The sequence below is a fragment of the Roseovarius pacificus genome (assembly GCF_900142665.1).
GTDB classification, from domain to species: Bacteria; Pseudomonadota; Alphaproteobacteria; order Rhodobacterales; family Rhodobacteraceae; genus Roseovarius; species Roseovarius pacificus.
Map to the genome: position 1 here is coordinate 235,395 of NZ_FRBR01000001.1, position 15,654 is coordinate 251,048.

Genomic DNA, 15,654 nt, shown 5'->3' on the forward strand with positions numbered 1-15,654 from the left:
GCGTTGTGGCCTTGTGTTGTGCCGGTTTATCCGCGCCGCCTTCCGGTGTCCACCGCAAGAAAAAACCCGGGCCGTCATAGCCCGGGTTTCCCTGTCCCGTCACAAATCCGCGCGATCACGCTTCGAGGATATCCCCATCCTCTCCGCCCGCGTCCTCGGGCATGTCGAATTCCAGCCCGTGCGCGGCGCGAATCTTGTCCTCGATGTCCAGCGCGATGCGCGGGTTTTCCTTGAGGAAGGTCTTGGCGTTTTCACGCCCCTGCCCGATCCGCTCGTCGCCATAGCTGAACCAGCTGCCGGATTTGTCGACCACACCGGCCTTGACCCCGAGATCCAGCAATTCGCCGGTCTTGGAGATCCCCTCGCCATACATGATGTCGAATTCGACCTGCTTGAAGGGCGGCGCCACCTTGTTCTTCACCACTTTCACGCGGGTCTGGTTGCCGACCACCTCGTCGCGGTCCTTGACCGATCCGATGCGGCGAATGTCCATCCGCACCGAGCTGTAGAACTTCAGCGCATTGCCCCCCGTGGTGGTTTCGGGGCTGCCGAACATCACGCCGATCTTCATGCGGATCTGGTTGATGAAGATCACCGTGCACTTGCTGCGGCTGATCGAGCCGGTCAGCTTGCGCATCGCCTGGCTCATCAAACGGGCCTGCACGCCGACATTGCTGTCGCCCATGTCGCCCTCGAGTTCGGATTTCGGGGTCAGCGCGGCCACCGAATCGACCACGATCATGCTGACCGCCCCCGAGCGCACCAGCGTGTCCACGATCTCCAGCGACTGCTCGCCGGTGTCGGGCTGCGAAATCAGCAACTCGTCCAGATCGACGCCCAGTTTCCGGGCATAGATCGGGTCGAGCGCGTGTTCGGCATCCACAAAGGCGCAGACGCCGCCCTTTTTCTGTTCCTCGGCGACGCAATGCAGGGTCAGCGTCGTCTTGCCCGAGCTTTCGGGGCCATAAATCTCGATGATGCGGCCCTTGGGCAACCCGCCGATCCCGAGCGCGATATCCAGCCCCAGAGAGCCGGTCGAGGTCGCCTCGATATCCTGCACCGGGTTGTCGCCGCCCAGCTTCATGATCGACCCTTTGCCGAACTGCCGTTCGATCTGCGCAAGGGCGCTGTCCAGCGCCTTTTGCTTGTCCGCGTTCTTCTTGCTGTCCATTGTCAAAAGATCTGCCGTTGCCATTGTTCTGGTCCCTTATTTCACACCCGGTTTCGGGCGGCAATCGCTGCGTTCGTTCACCTCTTGTTCTCATCCGTATGAAGACAAAGAGAGAACATTTCAAGAAAATTCTTTCCAACGCCACTTTTGCCCGTATGGATTAACAAGTAGTTTACGCCCACCGGATCACCGGCGGGCAGCAACGCAACGAGGGTTGAAATGTTAGTGTTTTCAAAGGCAAAGCTGGTTTTGCTTTCCGTGCCCAAGACCGGGACCACCGCCTATCAGGCGGCGCTTGCGCCGTATGCCGCGATGGTGATCAGCGATCCGCCCGAACTGAAACACGCGCCGGTGTTCCGCTACAACCGCTTCTTTCGCCCCGCGCTCGAAAAATTCATCGGCACGCCGCTCGATGTGGTGGCCGTCATGCGCGAGCCCGAGGACTGGCTGGGAAGCTGGTTCCGCTATCGCCGCCGCCCCTTCATGAAGGGGCAGCGCAATTCGACCCACGGGATCGGGTTCGACGACTTCGTCGAGGCCTATACGCGGGGCGACAAACCCTCCTTCGCCAATGTCGGATCGCAGGCCAAGTTCCTGGAGCCGCAGAAAAACGGCACCGCCGTCACGCATCTGTTCCGCTACGAGGATCAGGAGGGGCTGCGCGCCTTCCTCCAGGACCGGCTCGGGATCGGGTTCGACACCGCGCAGGAAAACGCCTCGCCCGCCCTGCCGCTGGACCTGTCGGACGCCACGCGCGCCAAACTGCATCGCAAATGCGCCGACGAATTCACCCTGTGGAACGGGATCGGCCCCAACGGCCGCTATCGCCCCCTGCCCGTCGCCTGAGTCCGATCCGTGTGGCGGCGGTCGGTTTCGCCTCCCGGCACTCCGCCGCCCGCAACCGCCCGGCGCTGTGCCGGATAACGGCAGCCCCGCGCAGGCTTACGCCATTTGCCGCTGTACGGTTTCGGTCAGTTCGGTCAGCGAAAAGGGCTTGGGCAGGAACACCGAGTTCGGGATCGCGGTCTGCGTATCCGCAAAGGTTTCCTCGGCATAGCCGGACACGAACACCACATGCACCCCCGGCCGGTCCCGCAACGCCTGTTGCACCCAGCTCGGCCCGTCGATTCCCGGCATGACCACGTCGCTGACAAAGACATCCACCTTCAGGTCCGGATCGTCCAGCAACTCCAGCGCGGCTTCGGCCGAGTCCGCCTCGAGCACGGTAAAGCCGCGCAATTGCAGCGCGCGGCTGGCAAAGGCGCGCACCGGGGCCTCGTCCTCGACCAGCAGAACCACGCCATCGGCCCGGCCCTGGCCGGCATCGCTGGCCTCGGGTTCGGGCGCGGGCTGCTGCGGGATATCGTGCACCGGCAAAAGCAGCTGAAAGGTCGCCCCCTCTCCCGGTGCGCTGTCCACGAAGATGAAGCCGCCGGTCTGCTTGATGATTCCATAGGCCGTAGACAGGCCCAGCCCCGTGCCTTCGCCGGTGCGCTTGGTCGTGTAGAACGGTTCGAATATCTTTTGCAGCTTGTCCGCCGCGATTCCGGTTCCGGCGTCGATCACCTTGACCGACACGTACCGCCCCGGCGCCACCACGGCCCGGTCGCGGCGCAGCGGCGTCTCGAGGGTCAGGTTCTCGGTGACGATGCGGATATCTCCGCCCTCCGGCATGGCGTCGCGGGCATTCACCACAAGGTTCATCAGCACCTGTTCCAGCTGCCGCTTGTCGGCCCGGATGGTGGCCAGCAACGGATCGTGGCTCAGCGTCAGGCTCACCTTTTCGCCCACCAGCCGGTTCAGCAGATGGGTCAGGTCGGCCAGCATGTCGCGCAGATCCATGATCTGCGGGCGCAGCGTCTGCTTGCGCGAATAGGCCAGAAGCTGATTCACCAGCGCGGCGGCGCGGTTGGCGTTCTGGCCGATCTGCATCAGATCGGCATAATCCGGGTCGCCCTGATCGTGGCGCAGCAACAGCAGGTCGCAATGCCCCGAAATCGCGGTCAGCAGATTGTTGAAATCATGCGCCACCCCACCGGCCAGCTGCCCGATGGCCTGCATTTTCTGGCTCTGCACGAATTGCGCCTCCAGCGATTTCAGCTTGGTGGCGTCGCTCAGCACCGCGATCAGAACGGTTTCGCCCTCTTCGATCACACGGTTCAGCGTGACCTGCGCGAACACTTCCTTGTCGTCGCGGCGGATGCGCATGAACTCCGAATGAACGGTTCCGCGCCCGGCCGCGGCATCGTCCAGCCAGTCCGAGATCGACCGCCCCAGCCCTTCCATCAACTCTCCAAGCGCCTTGCCCGCGCAGTTTCCGACCCCAAGCAGGTCGCGCGCCGGAAGGTTCGACATCTGCACCGTTCCATCGCGCCCCAGCTTGAGCAGCGGCACCGGCAGATCGTCGAACAGGGGCCAGCCATCGGCCTGGCATTCCGGCGCGGCCATATCCGGCAGCAGGAACACCTCGCGCCGGCCCGCCATCCCCTCCAGCTCCACGACCAGACAGGCGATCACCCCGTCCCGCGTCAGGATCGGGTTGACCTGCCCCGAGCGCAGCGGCAGGGCCGGGCACAGCCGCTCCAGCGTGCGCACGCGCTCCCCCACAAGCTGGCGCGCGGCGGCATTCATGAACAGCACGGTGTCCTTGCGCCCGACGGTCAGCATCGGCAGCGGCACCGGGTCCGCGCCGGGCGGCGGACGATCGGCGGAGGATTCATAGCGCCACAGGAACGCATCCTCACCCGCGCGGTGCGCCGACAGGCGCATATGTCCGCGCCGGGTCACCAGATCCTCCTGCGCCGCGCCCGCGGCGCTGGCGCGGCTTTGCAGGCGAAACAGGATCGCCCCCGGATTGGCCAGATCGCCCTGCAACGCCCCGGCCAGCGTTTCGGCCTGCATCCCCGGCAGCGTCGCGGAAGCCGCCGGATTGCGATACAAGATCCCGCCATCCGCCCGCGTCACGAAACACGGGATCGTGTCGTGCTCCAGCAGCCGGGCGAACTGCGTCCGGTCGCCCGCCAGGCTCCGCACCTCCGAGCGGTGCAGCAACAGAACCCACAGCGCCGTGGCCAGCAGCGTCCCGGCGACCAGCACCAGGACCGCCTGCATCAGCGGATCGCCCACCATCCAGCCCGCAACGGCAAAGCCGATGGCCGCCAGGGCGATCATCCCCGCGCGCGGACGCAACCCCGCCGCCGCCTGCCGTACCGGCGTCATGGAATGCACCCCGTCCATCACGCAGCCTGCCCCCTTGCTATCGCGTCTCCTGATCCCGTTCTGCATGAAAAGGTTTAAGCAGGACTTAACGACAGCCGGACTCACACGTCAAGATTGCGCGCCGCGCGCTCATTGCCCGAAAACCGAGAGGTAGAACCCGTCGCCGTCCTCGCCCACGGGCCAGCGCCGCCGCAACTGCTCGCTCCAGCCGCCATGCCGCCGCACGAACGCCGCGCTCTGCGCGTCGTTCTCGGCCCGGAACACCGAACAGGTCGCATAGGCCAACTGCCCGCCCGGCGCCACAAGCCCTTGGGCAATATCGAGAATCTCCGCCTGAATGGCGCACAGCTCCGCCAGCCGCGCGGGCGTCAGGCGCCACTTGGCCTCGGGCGCGCGCCGCCATGTGCCGCTGCCCGAACAGGGCGCATCGCACAGCACCAGATCGTAAGGCCCATTTGCCGCCACGTCGGCCCCCGTCAGGCAGGTCACCCCGATCCCGGCTCGCCCGGCGCGCACCGGCAGGTCCGCCATGCGCGCGGCATCGGCATCATGCGCGAACCACTGCGCCTCACAGCGCGCGGCCAGCGCCAGAACCTTGCCGCCGCCCCCGGCGCAATAATCCAGCACCCGCGCGCCGGCCGGAATCTCAAGCGCCTCCATCGCCGCCTGGCTGGAACCGTCCTGCAACTCCACGATCCCGCGCTTATAGGCCTCGCTGCCCGCCACACGGCGCGCGCCCTCGCTCACCCGCACGGCGCTTGACGCAATGGTGGAAGGCGCCGCAATGATCCCGTCTTTCGACACTATATCAATAGCTTGAACGGCACTCTTCATGCGAAGGTTTGCCCGCAACATGACCGGCGCGCGCTCTCGCAACGCCAGCGCCGCCGCCTCGGCCGCGTCACCCAAAGCCTCCTGAAACAGCGGCAACATCCAGTCCGGCAGGTCCAGCCGCTCTCCGTCCTCGCGCGGAGCGGCACCGCCAGCGCGTTCGGCCTCGCTCAGCGGCGCGGGCGCATGGCCCTGCCCGTTGAACACCGCATCGGGATCGCCCCCTTCGGCCCGCAACGCGCCCAGCATCAGCCCCCGGCCCGTTTCCGCGCCGCCCAGACAGGCATAAGACCTCCGGCAGCGCAGCGCCTGAAACACGTGATCGCGCACCGCCGCGCGATCCTTGGACCCGGCAAAGCGCGACCGCCGCGCCCAGCCGGTCAGCGCGCGCTCGGCAGGCGCCCCGGCAAGGATCTCGTCCAGCAACTCGATGGCCGCCTGAACACGGGCGCCGGGCGTCACGATATCACCTCAAGAATGTACCGCAAACTACTGTTATATAACGATTTACCCAATCCTGTAATTCGGGCTTTCGCGGGTGATCTGCACGTCATGCACATGGCTTTCCTTCAGGCCCGCGCCGGTGATCCGCACGAATGTGCAATCGCGGCGCATCTCATCGACCGTCGCGCAGCCGGTATAGCCCATGGCCGCGCGCAACCCGCCGACCAACTGGTGAATCACATGGCCCGCCGCGCCCTTGTAAGGCACCTGCCCCTCGATCCCTTCGGGCACCAGCTTGTCGCTGGCGGCGTCCTTCTGGAAATAGCGGTCGGCACTGCCGCGCGCCATCGCCCCGAGGCTGCCCATGCCGCGATAGGATTTGAAGGACCGGCCCTGATACAGGATCACCTCGCCGGGGCTTTCATCGGTGCCCGCCAGCATCGAGCCGACCATCGCACAGGACGCGCCCGCCGCGATCGCCTTGGCGAAATCGCCCGAGAACTTAATGCCGCCATCGGCGATCACCGGCACATCGCCCGCCGCCGTGGCGCAATCCATGATCGCCGTCAGTTGCGGCACGCCGACACCGGCCACCATCCGCGTGGTGCAAATGCTGCCCGGCCCGATGCCGACCTTGATCGCATCCGCGCCCGCACCGATCAGCGCGCGCGTTGCCTCGGCCGTGGCGACGTTCCCGGCCACGACCTGCACCTCGTTGGACAGCGCCTTGGCCCGTTCCACCGCCTGCGCCACGCCTTCGGAATGGCCATGCGCGGTGTCGATCACCACCATGTCCACCCCCGCATCGACCAGAGCCCGCGTGCGCTCGAACCCCGCATCGCCCACGGTCGAGGCCGCAGCCACCCGCAACCGGCCAAGCGCATCCTTGCAGGCCGTCGGGTTCAGCACCGCCTGTTCGGTATCCTTCAGCGTCAGAAGGCCGGTCAGCTTGCCCTTGCTGTCGGTCACCAGCAGCTTTTCGATCCGCCGCGCCTTCATCAGCGATTTCGCCTCTTCCCGGTCGGCGGGCTCCTGCAGGATCGCCAGATCGTTGCTCGTCATCATCACCCGCACCGGGGTCTTGTCATCCTCGGCAAAGCGCATGTCCCGGTTGGTCACGATCCCCACCACGCGCCCGTTATCGTCCACCACCGGAAACCCGGTGACGCTGTAGCGCTCCTGCAAGGCCTTGGCATCGGCCAGCGTCTGATCGGCGCGCAGGGTGATCGGGTTATAGACGATGCCGGATTCAAACCGTTTCACGCGCCGGATTTCCTGCGCCTGCTGTTCGACGGTCAGGTTGCGATGCACGACACCGATACCGCCGGATTGCGCCATGCAGATCGCCATGTCGCTTTCGGTCACCGTATCCATGGCCGAACTCAGCAGCGGAATATTGAGGTCAATCGACTGCGTTACGCGTGTCCTTGTATCTGCGGTGTTGGGCAGCACACTGGACTTGGCGGGAACAAGCAGAACATCATCGAAGGTCAGCGCCTCACGAATCTCCATCGCGTTTCTCCATGGACAGATCGTTTGGCACGTCCCTATTACACGCATGCGCCCGAATGGAAAGGGGGCGCGAACGATTGCCGCGGTTTTGGGCCAGCGCCCCGCCCGACGGGCATAGGTGTGCCGAACTCCGCCACCCTGCCCGCGCATCCTTGCCATCCGGTTAAGGGCCCGTTCCATGGCGCGGCCTGACCTGCCCGGCCAGGCCTCGGACAGCCGCTTTTGCGTCCATCATGGACACGACTTTCCGCACAGGCCCCGAATTTCGTACAAAACCCGCGTACACTTCGTACGTTTTGTACGAAACGCCTACTCGGAGTCTGCGGTTCGGGAGTTCGGTGACGATTTCGGCTCGGGCACCGGATCGTGCCCGCATTGTCCCCACGGGTTGCACCGCGCGATCCGCTTCGCCGCCAGCCAGCCACCCTTGATCCCGCCATGCTTTTCCAGCGCCTCCAGCGCATACTGGCTGCAAGTCGGATGGTAGCGGCAATGATATCCCACCCAGGGTGACAGGATCAGCCGATAGGCCCGGATCGACCAGGAGAGGATATGCGCGAGCGGTGTCATTTTTCGGTTTCGTGCAAACGGCTTAGGGCGAATCTCAGGTCGTCTTTCAACGCCTCGAAAGGTCGCGAGGCCGTTACCTCGGCGCGTCCGATCAGGACATAATCCCAGCCTTCGCGCCCGACCTCGGGCAGCACCGCACGCGCCGCTTCCCGCAACCGCCGCTTGGCCCGGTTGCGCGCCACGGCATTGCCGACCTTCTTGGAACAGGTGAACCCGACCCGGATCGCCGGGTCCTCATCGCCCCGGTCGAGGGCCTGCACCATCATGGACCTGGTCCCTTGCCGCCGCGCCCGCGCCGCCCGCAGGAAGTCAGACCGCTTGTTAAGTGTCTGAAGACAAACGGAAACCGCCGGGGGCGTTGTCCCCGGCTCATGTGCGGGGGCCTCCGGCGGCATCATGTCCGTTGACCTGAAATCGCGGCTTACGCGCTCAGCGACTTGCGGCCACGCGCCCGACGCGCGTTCAGGATCTTGCGGCCTGCCTTGGTGGCCATACGCGCACGGAACCCGTGGCGGCGCTTGCGAACCAGGTTCGAGGGTTGGTAGGTGCGTTTCATCGCTCCGTCTCCGGTCTTGGCGGGGCGGCACCGCTTTGGAATCGCGGCCAGCCCGATATCTGTTCGAAGCCCGGTCTATAGAGGCCCTGCTCAACCAAGTCAAACCCACTGCACGCCTTTTGCAACAAATTCCGCATCCTGTCAGCGCATCCATGCAACAAAACCCGGAAACCTGTAACTTTCACCCCGATTGCATCACTCGCCATCACCCCCGCGTGAGGCCTCTGGTCAAAGCTCCCTCCGCCCCGCATCTTGGCGGCACCCCGTCCCATGAGACATGATCGTTCGATGAAATATACGCCGCAAACCCACAAGCCCACCTGGTGGCGACACGCACCGCTGGCGATCATCGCCACCGTCGCCTTCATCGGCGCCTTCACCCTGAGCGATTATCTGACCTTTGACACATTACAAGCCAATCGCGAGGCATTGCTGGCCTTTCGCGATGCCAACTATCCTGCCATGGCGGTGATCTTTATCGCCGTCTACGTCGTGATCGTTGCGTTTTCCCTGCCCGGCGCCGCCGTCGCCTCGGTGACCGGCGGTTTCCTGTTCGGCCTCGCCCTTGGCACCACGTTCAACGTGATCGCCGCCTCCATCGGCGCTTGTGCAATCTTTCTGGCGGCGCGATGGGGCCTGGGGCAAGCGCTGTCCACCCGGATCGAGGCCTCGGACGGAACACTGAAGCGGTTGAAAAACGGCCTGCATGACAATGAAATATCTTTTCTTTTCCTGATGCGCCTCGTGCCCGCCGTGCCGTTTTTCGTGGCCAATCTGGTCCCCGCACTGGTCGGCGTCGGATTCGTCAATTTCGCGATGACCACGATCTTGGGGATCATTCCCGGCGCTATCGTGTTTACATGGATCGGCGTCGGCGTCGGCGAAGTTTTCGACCGTGGCGGACGCCCCGACCTGTCACTGCTGTGGGAACCGCAGGTCATCGGCCCCATTCTGGGCCTGTGCGTTCTGGCCGCCCTTCCCATTCTGATCAAGGCCCTGCGCGGCAACAGGGACATCTGACCCATGAACAGGATCAAGACGGATTTGCTGGTGATCGGCGCGGGCTCGGGCGGGCTGTCGGTGGCGGCCGGGGCCGCACAGATGGGGGCCGATGTCACGCTGCTGGAAGGCGGCAAGATGGGCGGCGATTGCCTGAACTACGGCTGCATCCCGTCAAAGGCGCTGATCGCCAGCGGCAAGGCGGCCCATGCCCAGGCCCACGCCAGCCCCTATGGCATCGCGGATGTTGTTCCACAGGTCGACTATGCCGCCGCCAAGGATCATGTGCACGACATCATTTCGCAGATCGAACCGCATGACAGTCAGGCGCGCTTCCAGGGGCTTGGCGTGCGCGTGATCCGCGAATACGGCCGTTTCATTTCACAAACCGAGGTACAGGCGGGCGATCATGTCATCACCGCCCGCCGTATCGTCATCGCCACCGGGTCCTCGCCGCTGGTGCCGCCCATTCCGGGGCTCGACAGCGTTCCACACGAAACCAACGAAACCCTGTTCGACCTGCGCGAGAAACCCGATCACCTGCTGATCGTCGGTGGCGGCCCCATCGGTATGGAAATGGCGCAGGCGCATCGCCGCCTCGGCTGCAAAGTCACCGTCATCGAAGGCGCAAAAGCCCTTGGCAAGGACGACCCGGAAACCGCAGGCGTGGTTCTGGACGCCCTGCGCGGCGAAGGGATCGAGATTGCCGAAGACGCCATGGCCAGTGAAATCCGGGGCACGAAGGGCGCGATCGAGGTCGAGGCCGAGGATGGCCGCCTGTTCAAGGGCAGCCACCTTCTGATCGCCGTGGGGCGCAAACCCAATATCGACCGGCTGAACCTTGACGCCGCCGGAATTGAAACCACCCGCAGCGGGATCGAGGTGGACAATGCCCTGAAATCCACCAATCGCCGGGTGTACGCCATCGGCGACGTGGCCGGGGGGCTGCAATTCACCCATGTGGCGGGATATCACGCGGGGATCGTCATCCGGTCGGCCCTGTTCGGCCTGCCCGCCAAGGCGGGAACGGCGCATATACCCTGGGTCACCTATACCGCCCCCGAACTGGCGCAGATCGGCCTGACCGAGGCGCAGGCGCGCGAGGCGCATGGCGACAGGATAGAGATCGTGCGCTTTCCCTACAGCCAGAACGACCGGGCGACAGCCGAACGCCAGACGACCGGCCTGATCAAGGTCATGATATTGCGCGGGCGACCCGTAGGTGTGTCGATTGCCGGGGCGCAGGCCGGGGAGTTGATCAATCTCTGGGCGCTCGCGATGGCCAACGGATTGAAGATGAAACACGTCGCCAACATGGTCGCGCCCTATCCCACGATGGGAGAATTGAACAAGCGTGTCGCAGGGGCCTATTTCTCGCCCCGGCTGTTTGATAACTCTAAGGTGAAAACAATCGTGGGGCTGGTGCAGCGCTGGCTTCCCTGAACGGGCACAAAACATATGCGGGTGCTGAACTCTCTTTCCGGACGCTTCCTGATCCTGACGGTCGTGTTCGTGATGCTGGCCGAGATCCTTATTTTCGTGCCCTCCATCGCGCGCTTTCGCGAGGATTTCCTGATGTCGCGGCTGGAACGGGCGCAGATTGCCTCACTTGCGCTGTTGGCCAGCGAGGATATCAGCCCCGAGTTGCAGGACGAATTGCTGCATAACGCGGGAGTTTTCAATGTCGTGCTTCGCCGGGACGAGGCACGCCAACTGATCCTGTCCTCCCCGATTCCCGCCCCCATTTCGGCCACCTTCGACATGCGTGACGCCACCCCGTTCGAGCTGATCCGCGATGCGATGGCACGTCTGGCCACACCCGATCCGCAGGTGATCCGTGTCATTGGCGAGCCGGTGCGCATGGCCGGATTGCTGATCGAGGTCACGCTGGATACCGCCGACCTGCGCATGGCCATGATAGATTACGGGTTGCGCATTCTGATTCTGTCGGCGGTGATCTCGGGCATCACGGCGTTGCTTCTGTTCCTTGCGGTCCGCCGCTTTCTCGTCAAACCGATCAAGCGGGTCGTGGGGCATATGCAATCCTACGCCGCCGCCCCCGAGGACGTCCGGCGCGTGATCAAACCCTCTGCCGGCGTCACCGAATTGCGCGAAGCCGAGGAAACCCTGCAACTGATGCAAACCCAGCTCACCAGTGCCCTGAAACAAAAGGACCGGCTGGCGCAACTGGGCGGGGCCGTTGCCAAGGTCAGCCATGATTTGCGCAATATCCTGACCTCGGCGCAACTATTCACCGACCGCATCGAGATGAGCGAGGACCCCGCCGTCAAGCGCATGGCGCCCAAGCTGGTCAACTCCATCACCCGCGCCGTTCACCTGTGCGAGGCGACGCTGGCCTATGGCAAGGCCGAAGAACCGGGCCCGATACTGGCCCGCGTTCAACTGGCCGACGTGGTCAGCGACGTCATCGACAGCGAGCGCCTGTCGGTCGGCGACGGTCAGGTCAGCTTTTCCGAGGACATCCCCGCCTCGCTGACCCTGCGCGCGGATGCCGAACAGCTTTATCGCGTGATCGCCAACCTCGTGCGCAATGCCCGGCAGGCCATCGTGAATTCCGGAAAACCGGGTGAAATCAACATTGCCGCCCGCGATACCGACGACAACTGGATCATCCGCATCACCGACACCGGCCCCGGCCTGCCGGAAAAGGCGCGGCAGCATCTTTTCCAGCCTTTTCAGGGTGGTGCAACCAAGGGCGGAACCGGCCTTGGCCTGACGATCGCGGCGGAACTGGTGCGCGGGCATGGTGGCGAACTTGCGCTGGAACGCAGCGACGAACAGGGCACGGCCTTCGTGATCACCCTGCCCCGCGGCGGTGTTGAAGAAGTTTGAGATTTTTCTCAAACACCCCTTGCATTGCCCGGCGGCAAAGTCTAAATCCCGCCCTCACGGACCGATAGCTCAGCTGGATAGAGTACCTGACTACGAATCAGGGGGTCGGGGGTTCGAATCCTCCTCGGTCCGCCATTTACCTCAGGCAACCTGTTGAAGGTGCAAGGTAAATCCCCCACACACTCATGATAGTTCCGCCGTTTTCAACACGGGGAAATCCGCGTCGAACGGACAGTTATCCTGCCCGCCAGACCACGACCAATCGTGGAACCGGGCGGGTGGTATCATTGGTAAATCCGGCCGCGAACGGCCGGGAACACATAGGCAATATGCTCCCGGCACTCACGTTTGCCGCTCTTGTCAGCGCACCACGAAAACCGAGCAGTTCGAGTGGCGCACCACGCGCGCCGCGTTGGGGCCCAGCAGGTAATCCTTGAAATCGGGCTTGTGTGCACCGATCACGATAAGCGAGGCCTTGTCTGTCCCGGCCACGCGCAGGATCTCGTCATAGGCGTTGCCCGTCGCCACGATGTGGCGCACCGTTTCGTTGGCCTCGGCCCCCAGAACATCGGCCACCAACTCGCGCAACAGGCTCCGGGCCTCTTCCACGGCCTTCTCATGGTGGCCTTTCTCGAAGTAACTACCCACGACGCTCATGCCGTAATCGGGGACCACGGTGATGACATCCAGTTGCGCATCGTCCAACGCGGCCAGACGGGCTGCGGCACGCAGCACATTGTCATCCCGATGCGGGTTGCTGACATCGACAGCACAAAGAACAGGACCGGTCATGCGGGAACTCCTTGCTTGCTCATGCGCGCACGCTGCATCAAGGCCACGAGCCCCAGCAACACCAGCGCCGGAATAAAGATCAATTCTTGCGGCATCTGTTTCGAAGGCGCCTCGACGGAGTCGATCACCACCGGCGTATCGCCGTAGAAATCGAACCCCTGCATCGTGTCCGAGAACGGCGTGCCGAACATCGGTTCCTCCAACAGCACCTTGCCGTCTTCTTCCATCAGGCTCAGCCCGAAACTCTCCAACAACGCCGCGCCGTCACCTTCTTCTGCGACAGTCAGAACAAGCGTGGTATCCTTGGGCTCTCCGGTGATGAAATCGGGGCCCGACACGACCACACGCAAATCCTGCCCGGCACTTGCCGACTCAAGGGCTTGCCCCAGTTGCGCGGGTTCGACCATCTGGAACGGGGGCTGAATGCGGTCCATGAAGAAATCGGGCCGGAACAGCGCAAAGGCGATCAACACAAGCGCCACACTCTCGTAAATCCGGCTCTTCGTCAGGAACCACCCCATCGTCCCGGCGGTGAACACCAGAATCGCTATGGTCGCGACGACAAAGGTTATGATCCCCTGCACCCAGGTCACATCGATCAACAACAGGTTGGTGTTGAAGATGAATACGAACGGCAACGCAATGGTGCGCAGGGAATAGAAAAACGCGGTGAAACCAGTGCGGATCGCATCGCCCCCCGACACGGCGGCGGCAGCAAAACTGGCCAGCCCCACAGGCGGCGTCACATCCGCCATGATGCCGAAATAGAACACGAACAGGTGCACCGCGATCAGCGGCACGATCAGCCCCGATTGCGCGCCCAGTTCCACGACCACGCCCGCCATCAGCGAACTGACCACGATATAGTTGGCCGTGGTCGGCAGGCCCATCCCCAGGATCAGGCTCAGCAGGCCGACCATCACAAGCATCAGGATCAGGTTTCCGCCCGACAGGAACTCGACCAGATTGGCCATCACCTGCCCCACGCCGGTCAGGGTCACAGTGCCCACGATCACACCTGCCGTGGCCGTGGCCAGACCGATACCGATCATGTTGCGCGCGCCCGCGATCAGACCCTGCATCAGATCGACCAGCCCTTCACGGCTCGCATTCCCTGCTGTGCCCTCGCCCCGGAACATGGCCTTGAGCGGGCGCTGCGTCAGCAGGATCACGAACAGCAGCGCCGTCGCCCAGAAGGCCGACAGGCCGGGGGATTTCTGTTCGATCATCAGGAAGTAGACCAACACAATGATCGGCAGCAGGAAATAAAGCCCCGCCTTGTAGATTTCCCCCACCACGGGCAGCCTGACGTCTTCGGCCTCGGGGTCATCGGGCTCAAGATCCGGCACACCGGCGGCCAGCCACAAGAGGATGACATAAGCCAGAACGAGCAGCGCCGACAGGATCGCGCCCGATCCTTCCGGGAACAGCGATACAATCCAGCCCACGGGATACTGGACACCGTAGCACAACAGCGCGAACCCCGCGAAAAAGACGGCCATGCCGACGATGGTGCGCCCGAGGCTGACCACCCGGTCCCCGAGCGTGGGCATGTTGTTTTTCACCGCCTCCAGATGGACGATATAGACCAGCGCGATATAGCTGATCGTCGCGGGCAGGAAGGCGTGGGTGATCACCTCGACATAGGAAATGCCGACATATTCCACCATCAGAAAGGCCGCGGCCCCCATCACGGGCGGCATGATCTGACCGTTGACCGAACTGGCCACTTCGACCGCACCGCCCTTTTCACTGCTAAAGCCTACGCGCTTCATCAGTGGAATGGTGAAGGTGCCGGTCGTCACGACATTGGCGATGGACGAGCCCGAGATGAGACCGGTGGCCGCCGAGCCGACAACGGCGGCCTTGGCCGGACCGCCCCGCAGGTGGCCAAGCGCGCCGAAGGCCATCTTGATGAAATAATTGCCCGCACCCGCCTTGTCCAAAAGCGCGCCGAACAGCACGAAGAGGAATACGAACTTGGTCGACACCCCAAGCGCGATTCCGAACACCCCTTCGGAGGTGATCCACATATGGCTCATCGCCTTTTGCAGGCTGGCGCCCTTCCAGCGGATCACTTCGGGAATCCAGGCGGACGCGCCGAAGAAGACATAGGCCAGGAAAATCGTGGCGATGATCGCCATCGCCGGACCAAGCGCGCGGCGTGCGCCTTCGAACAGGATGATCAGACCGGCCAGCGCGAACCACTTGTCCGTGTGATCGGCCAGACCGCCGTTATCGACAATCTTCTGATAGAAGAAATAGCCATAAAGCGAAATGAAAGTGCCCGCGAGCGCAAGCACCCAGTCGTAAACGGGCACATAGCTGCGCGGGCTGGTCTTGAACATCGGGTAGGCCATGAAGGCCAGGAAAATCGCGAACGCCAGGTGAATCTGGCGCGAATTGTTGATCAGGTCGCCGGGCAGGACGTAGTTCGAGACAGGGGACGCCAACAGCACCTGAAACAGCGACCACACCACAGCCACCACCGCCAGGAACAGTCCAACCGCCCCGACCGGGTTACGCGCGCCCCCATCGGTCGAGGATACGAGTTCCTGCAGTTCGGATTCACTCAGCGGCCCTTTTCCACCTGTAGTATCGGTCATACCGGTCAACTCCCTGTCCCTGACTGCGCTTGGCGCGTCGGTTTGTTCGTTCTCGTTAATTAGGGGCGGGAAAGGGGCCGCCGAGGGCCCCTTTCCGATGG

13 protein-coding genes and 1 tRNA gene are annotated in these 15,654 nt (G+C 63.7%); 5 read left to right on the forward strand and 9 right to left on the reverse strand.

The window, feature by feature from the left end:
- Window positions 1-115 precede the first annotated feature (115 nt).
- Window positions 116-1,195, reverse strand: coding sequence for a recombinase RecA (gene recA, locus BUB53_RS01150; protein WP_073031788.1), 1,080 nt, complete (start codon window positions 1,193-1,195; stop codon window positions 116-118).
- A 195-nt stretch (window positions 1,196-1,390) separates the two neighbouring features.
- Between recA and BUB53_RS01155 the strand changes: the two genes are divergently transcribed.
- Window positions 1,391-2,017: a gamma-glutamyl kinase gene (locus BUB53_RS01155; protein WP_073031790.1), complete on the forward strand. Its 627-nt coding sequence runs from the start codon at window positions 1,391-1,393 to the stop codon at window positions 2,015-2,017.
- Between the two features lie 96 nt (window positions 2,018-2,113).
- Here BUB53_RS01155 and BUB53_RS01160 read toward each other — a convergent pair whose 3' ends face one another.
- The 6 genes from BUB53_RS01160 to rpmH form a co-directional block, all read right to left on the reverse strand.
- The gene (locus BUB53_RS01160; RefSeq protein ID WP_229709462.1) at window positions 2,114-4,390 is read right to left on the reverse strand and encodes an ATP-binding protein; all 2,277 of its coding nucleotides are present in this window, start codon (window positions 4,388-4,390) and stop codon (window positions 2,114-2,116) included.
- Window positions 4,391-4,519: 129 nt separating this feature from the next.
- Window positions 4,520-5,683, reverse strand: a complete 1,164-nt coding sequence (locus BUB53_RS01165; protein ID WP_073031794.1) for an RsmB/NOP family class I SAM-dependent RNA methyltransferase — start codon at window positions 5,681-5,683, stop codon at window positions 4,520-4,522.
- A 45-nt stretch (window positions 5,684-5,728) separates the two neighbouring features.
- The gene (gene guaB, locus BUB53_RS01170; protein WP_073031796.1) at window positions 5,729-7,177 is read right to left on the reverse strand and encodes an IMP dehydrogenase; all 1,449 of its coding nucleotides are present in this window, start codon (window positions 7,175-7,177) and stop codon (window positions 5,729-5,731) included.
- 309 nt (window positions 7,178-7,486) lie between these two features.
- A complete protein-coding gene (yidD, locus tag BUB53_RS01175) occupies window positions 7,487-7,747 on the reverse strand; it encodes a membrane protein insertion efficiency factor YidD (protein ID WP_073031797.1) in 261 nt (86 codons plus the stop codon).
- Window positions 7,744-8,145, reverse strand: a complete 402-nt coding sequence (gene rnpA / locus BUB53_RS01180; RefSeq protein ID WP_073031799.1) for a ribonuclease P protein component — start codon at window positions 8,143-8,145, stop codon at window positions 7,744-7,746. The genes yidD and rnpA overlap by 4 nt, the downstream gene beginning before the upstream one ends.
- A gap of 23 nt (window positions 8,146-8,168) precedes the next feature.
- Window positions 8,169-8,303, reverse strand: coding sequence for a 50S ribosomal protein L34 (gene rpmH / locus BUB53_RS01185; protein ID WP_005980833.1), 135 nt, complete (start codon window positions 8,301-8,303; stop codon window positions 8,169-8,171).
- A 270-nt stretch (window positions 8,304-8,573) separates the two neighbouring features.
- Here rpmH and BUB53_RS01190 point away from each other — a divergent pair, with 270 nt between their 5' ends.
- From BUB53_RS01190 to BUB53_RS01205, 4 genes are all read left to right on the forward strand, one after another.
- On the forward strand, window positions 8,574-9,323 hold the full coding sequence (locus tag BUB53_RS01190; RefSeq protein ID WP_234983206.1) for a TVP38/TMEM64 family protein: 750 nt from the start codon (window positions 8,574-8,576) through the stop codon (window positions 9,321-9,323).
- Window positions 9,324-9,326: 3 nt separating this feature from the next.
- On the forward strand, window positions 9,327-10,745 hold the full coding sequence (locus BUB53_RS01195) for a dihydrolipoyl dehydrogenase family protein (protein ID WP_073031803.1): 1,419 nt from the start codon (window positions 9,327-9,329) through the stop codon (window positions 10,743-10,745).
- Window positions 10,746-10,766: 21 nt separating this feature from the next.
- Entirely contained in the window at window positions 10,767-12,155 is a 1,389-nt protein-coding gene (locus tag BUB53_RS01200; RefSeq protein ID WP_073033654.1) for a sensor histidine kinase, read from the forward strand.
- 58 nt (window positions 12,156-12,213) lie between these two features.
- Window positions 12,214-12,290, forward strand: a tRNA-Arg gene (locus BUB53_RS01205).
- A gap of 225 nt (window positions 12,291-12,515) precedes the next feature.
- Here BUB53_RS01205 and BUB53_RS01210 read toward each other — a convergent pair.
- Together BUB53_RS01210 and BUB53_RS01215 are read right to left on the reverse strand one after the other, a co-directional pair.
- Entirely contained in the window at window positions 12,516-12,947 is a 432-nt protein-coding gene (locus tag BUB53_RS01210; RefSeq protein WP_073031805.1) for a universal stress protein, read from the reverse strand.
- Window positions 12,944-15,553, reverse strand: a complete 2,610-nt coding sequence (locus BUB53_RS01215; protein ID WP_073031808.1) for a TRAP transporter permease — start codon at window positions 15,551-15,553, stop codon at window positions 12,944-12,946. Before BUB53_RS01215 ends, BUB53_RS01210 begins: the two co-directional genes overlap by 4 nt.
- Between the last annotated feature and the right edge of the window lie 101 nt (window positions 15,554-15,654).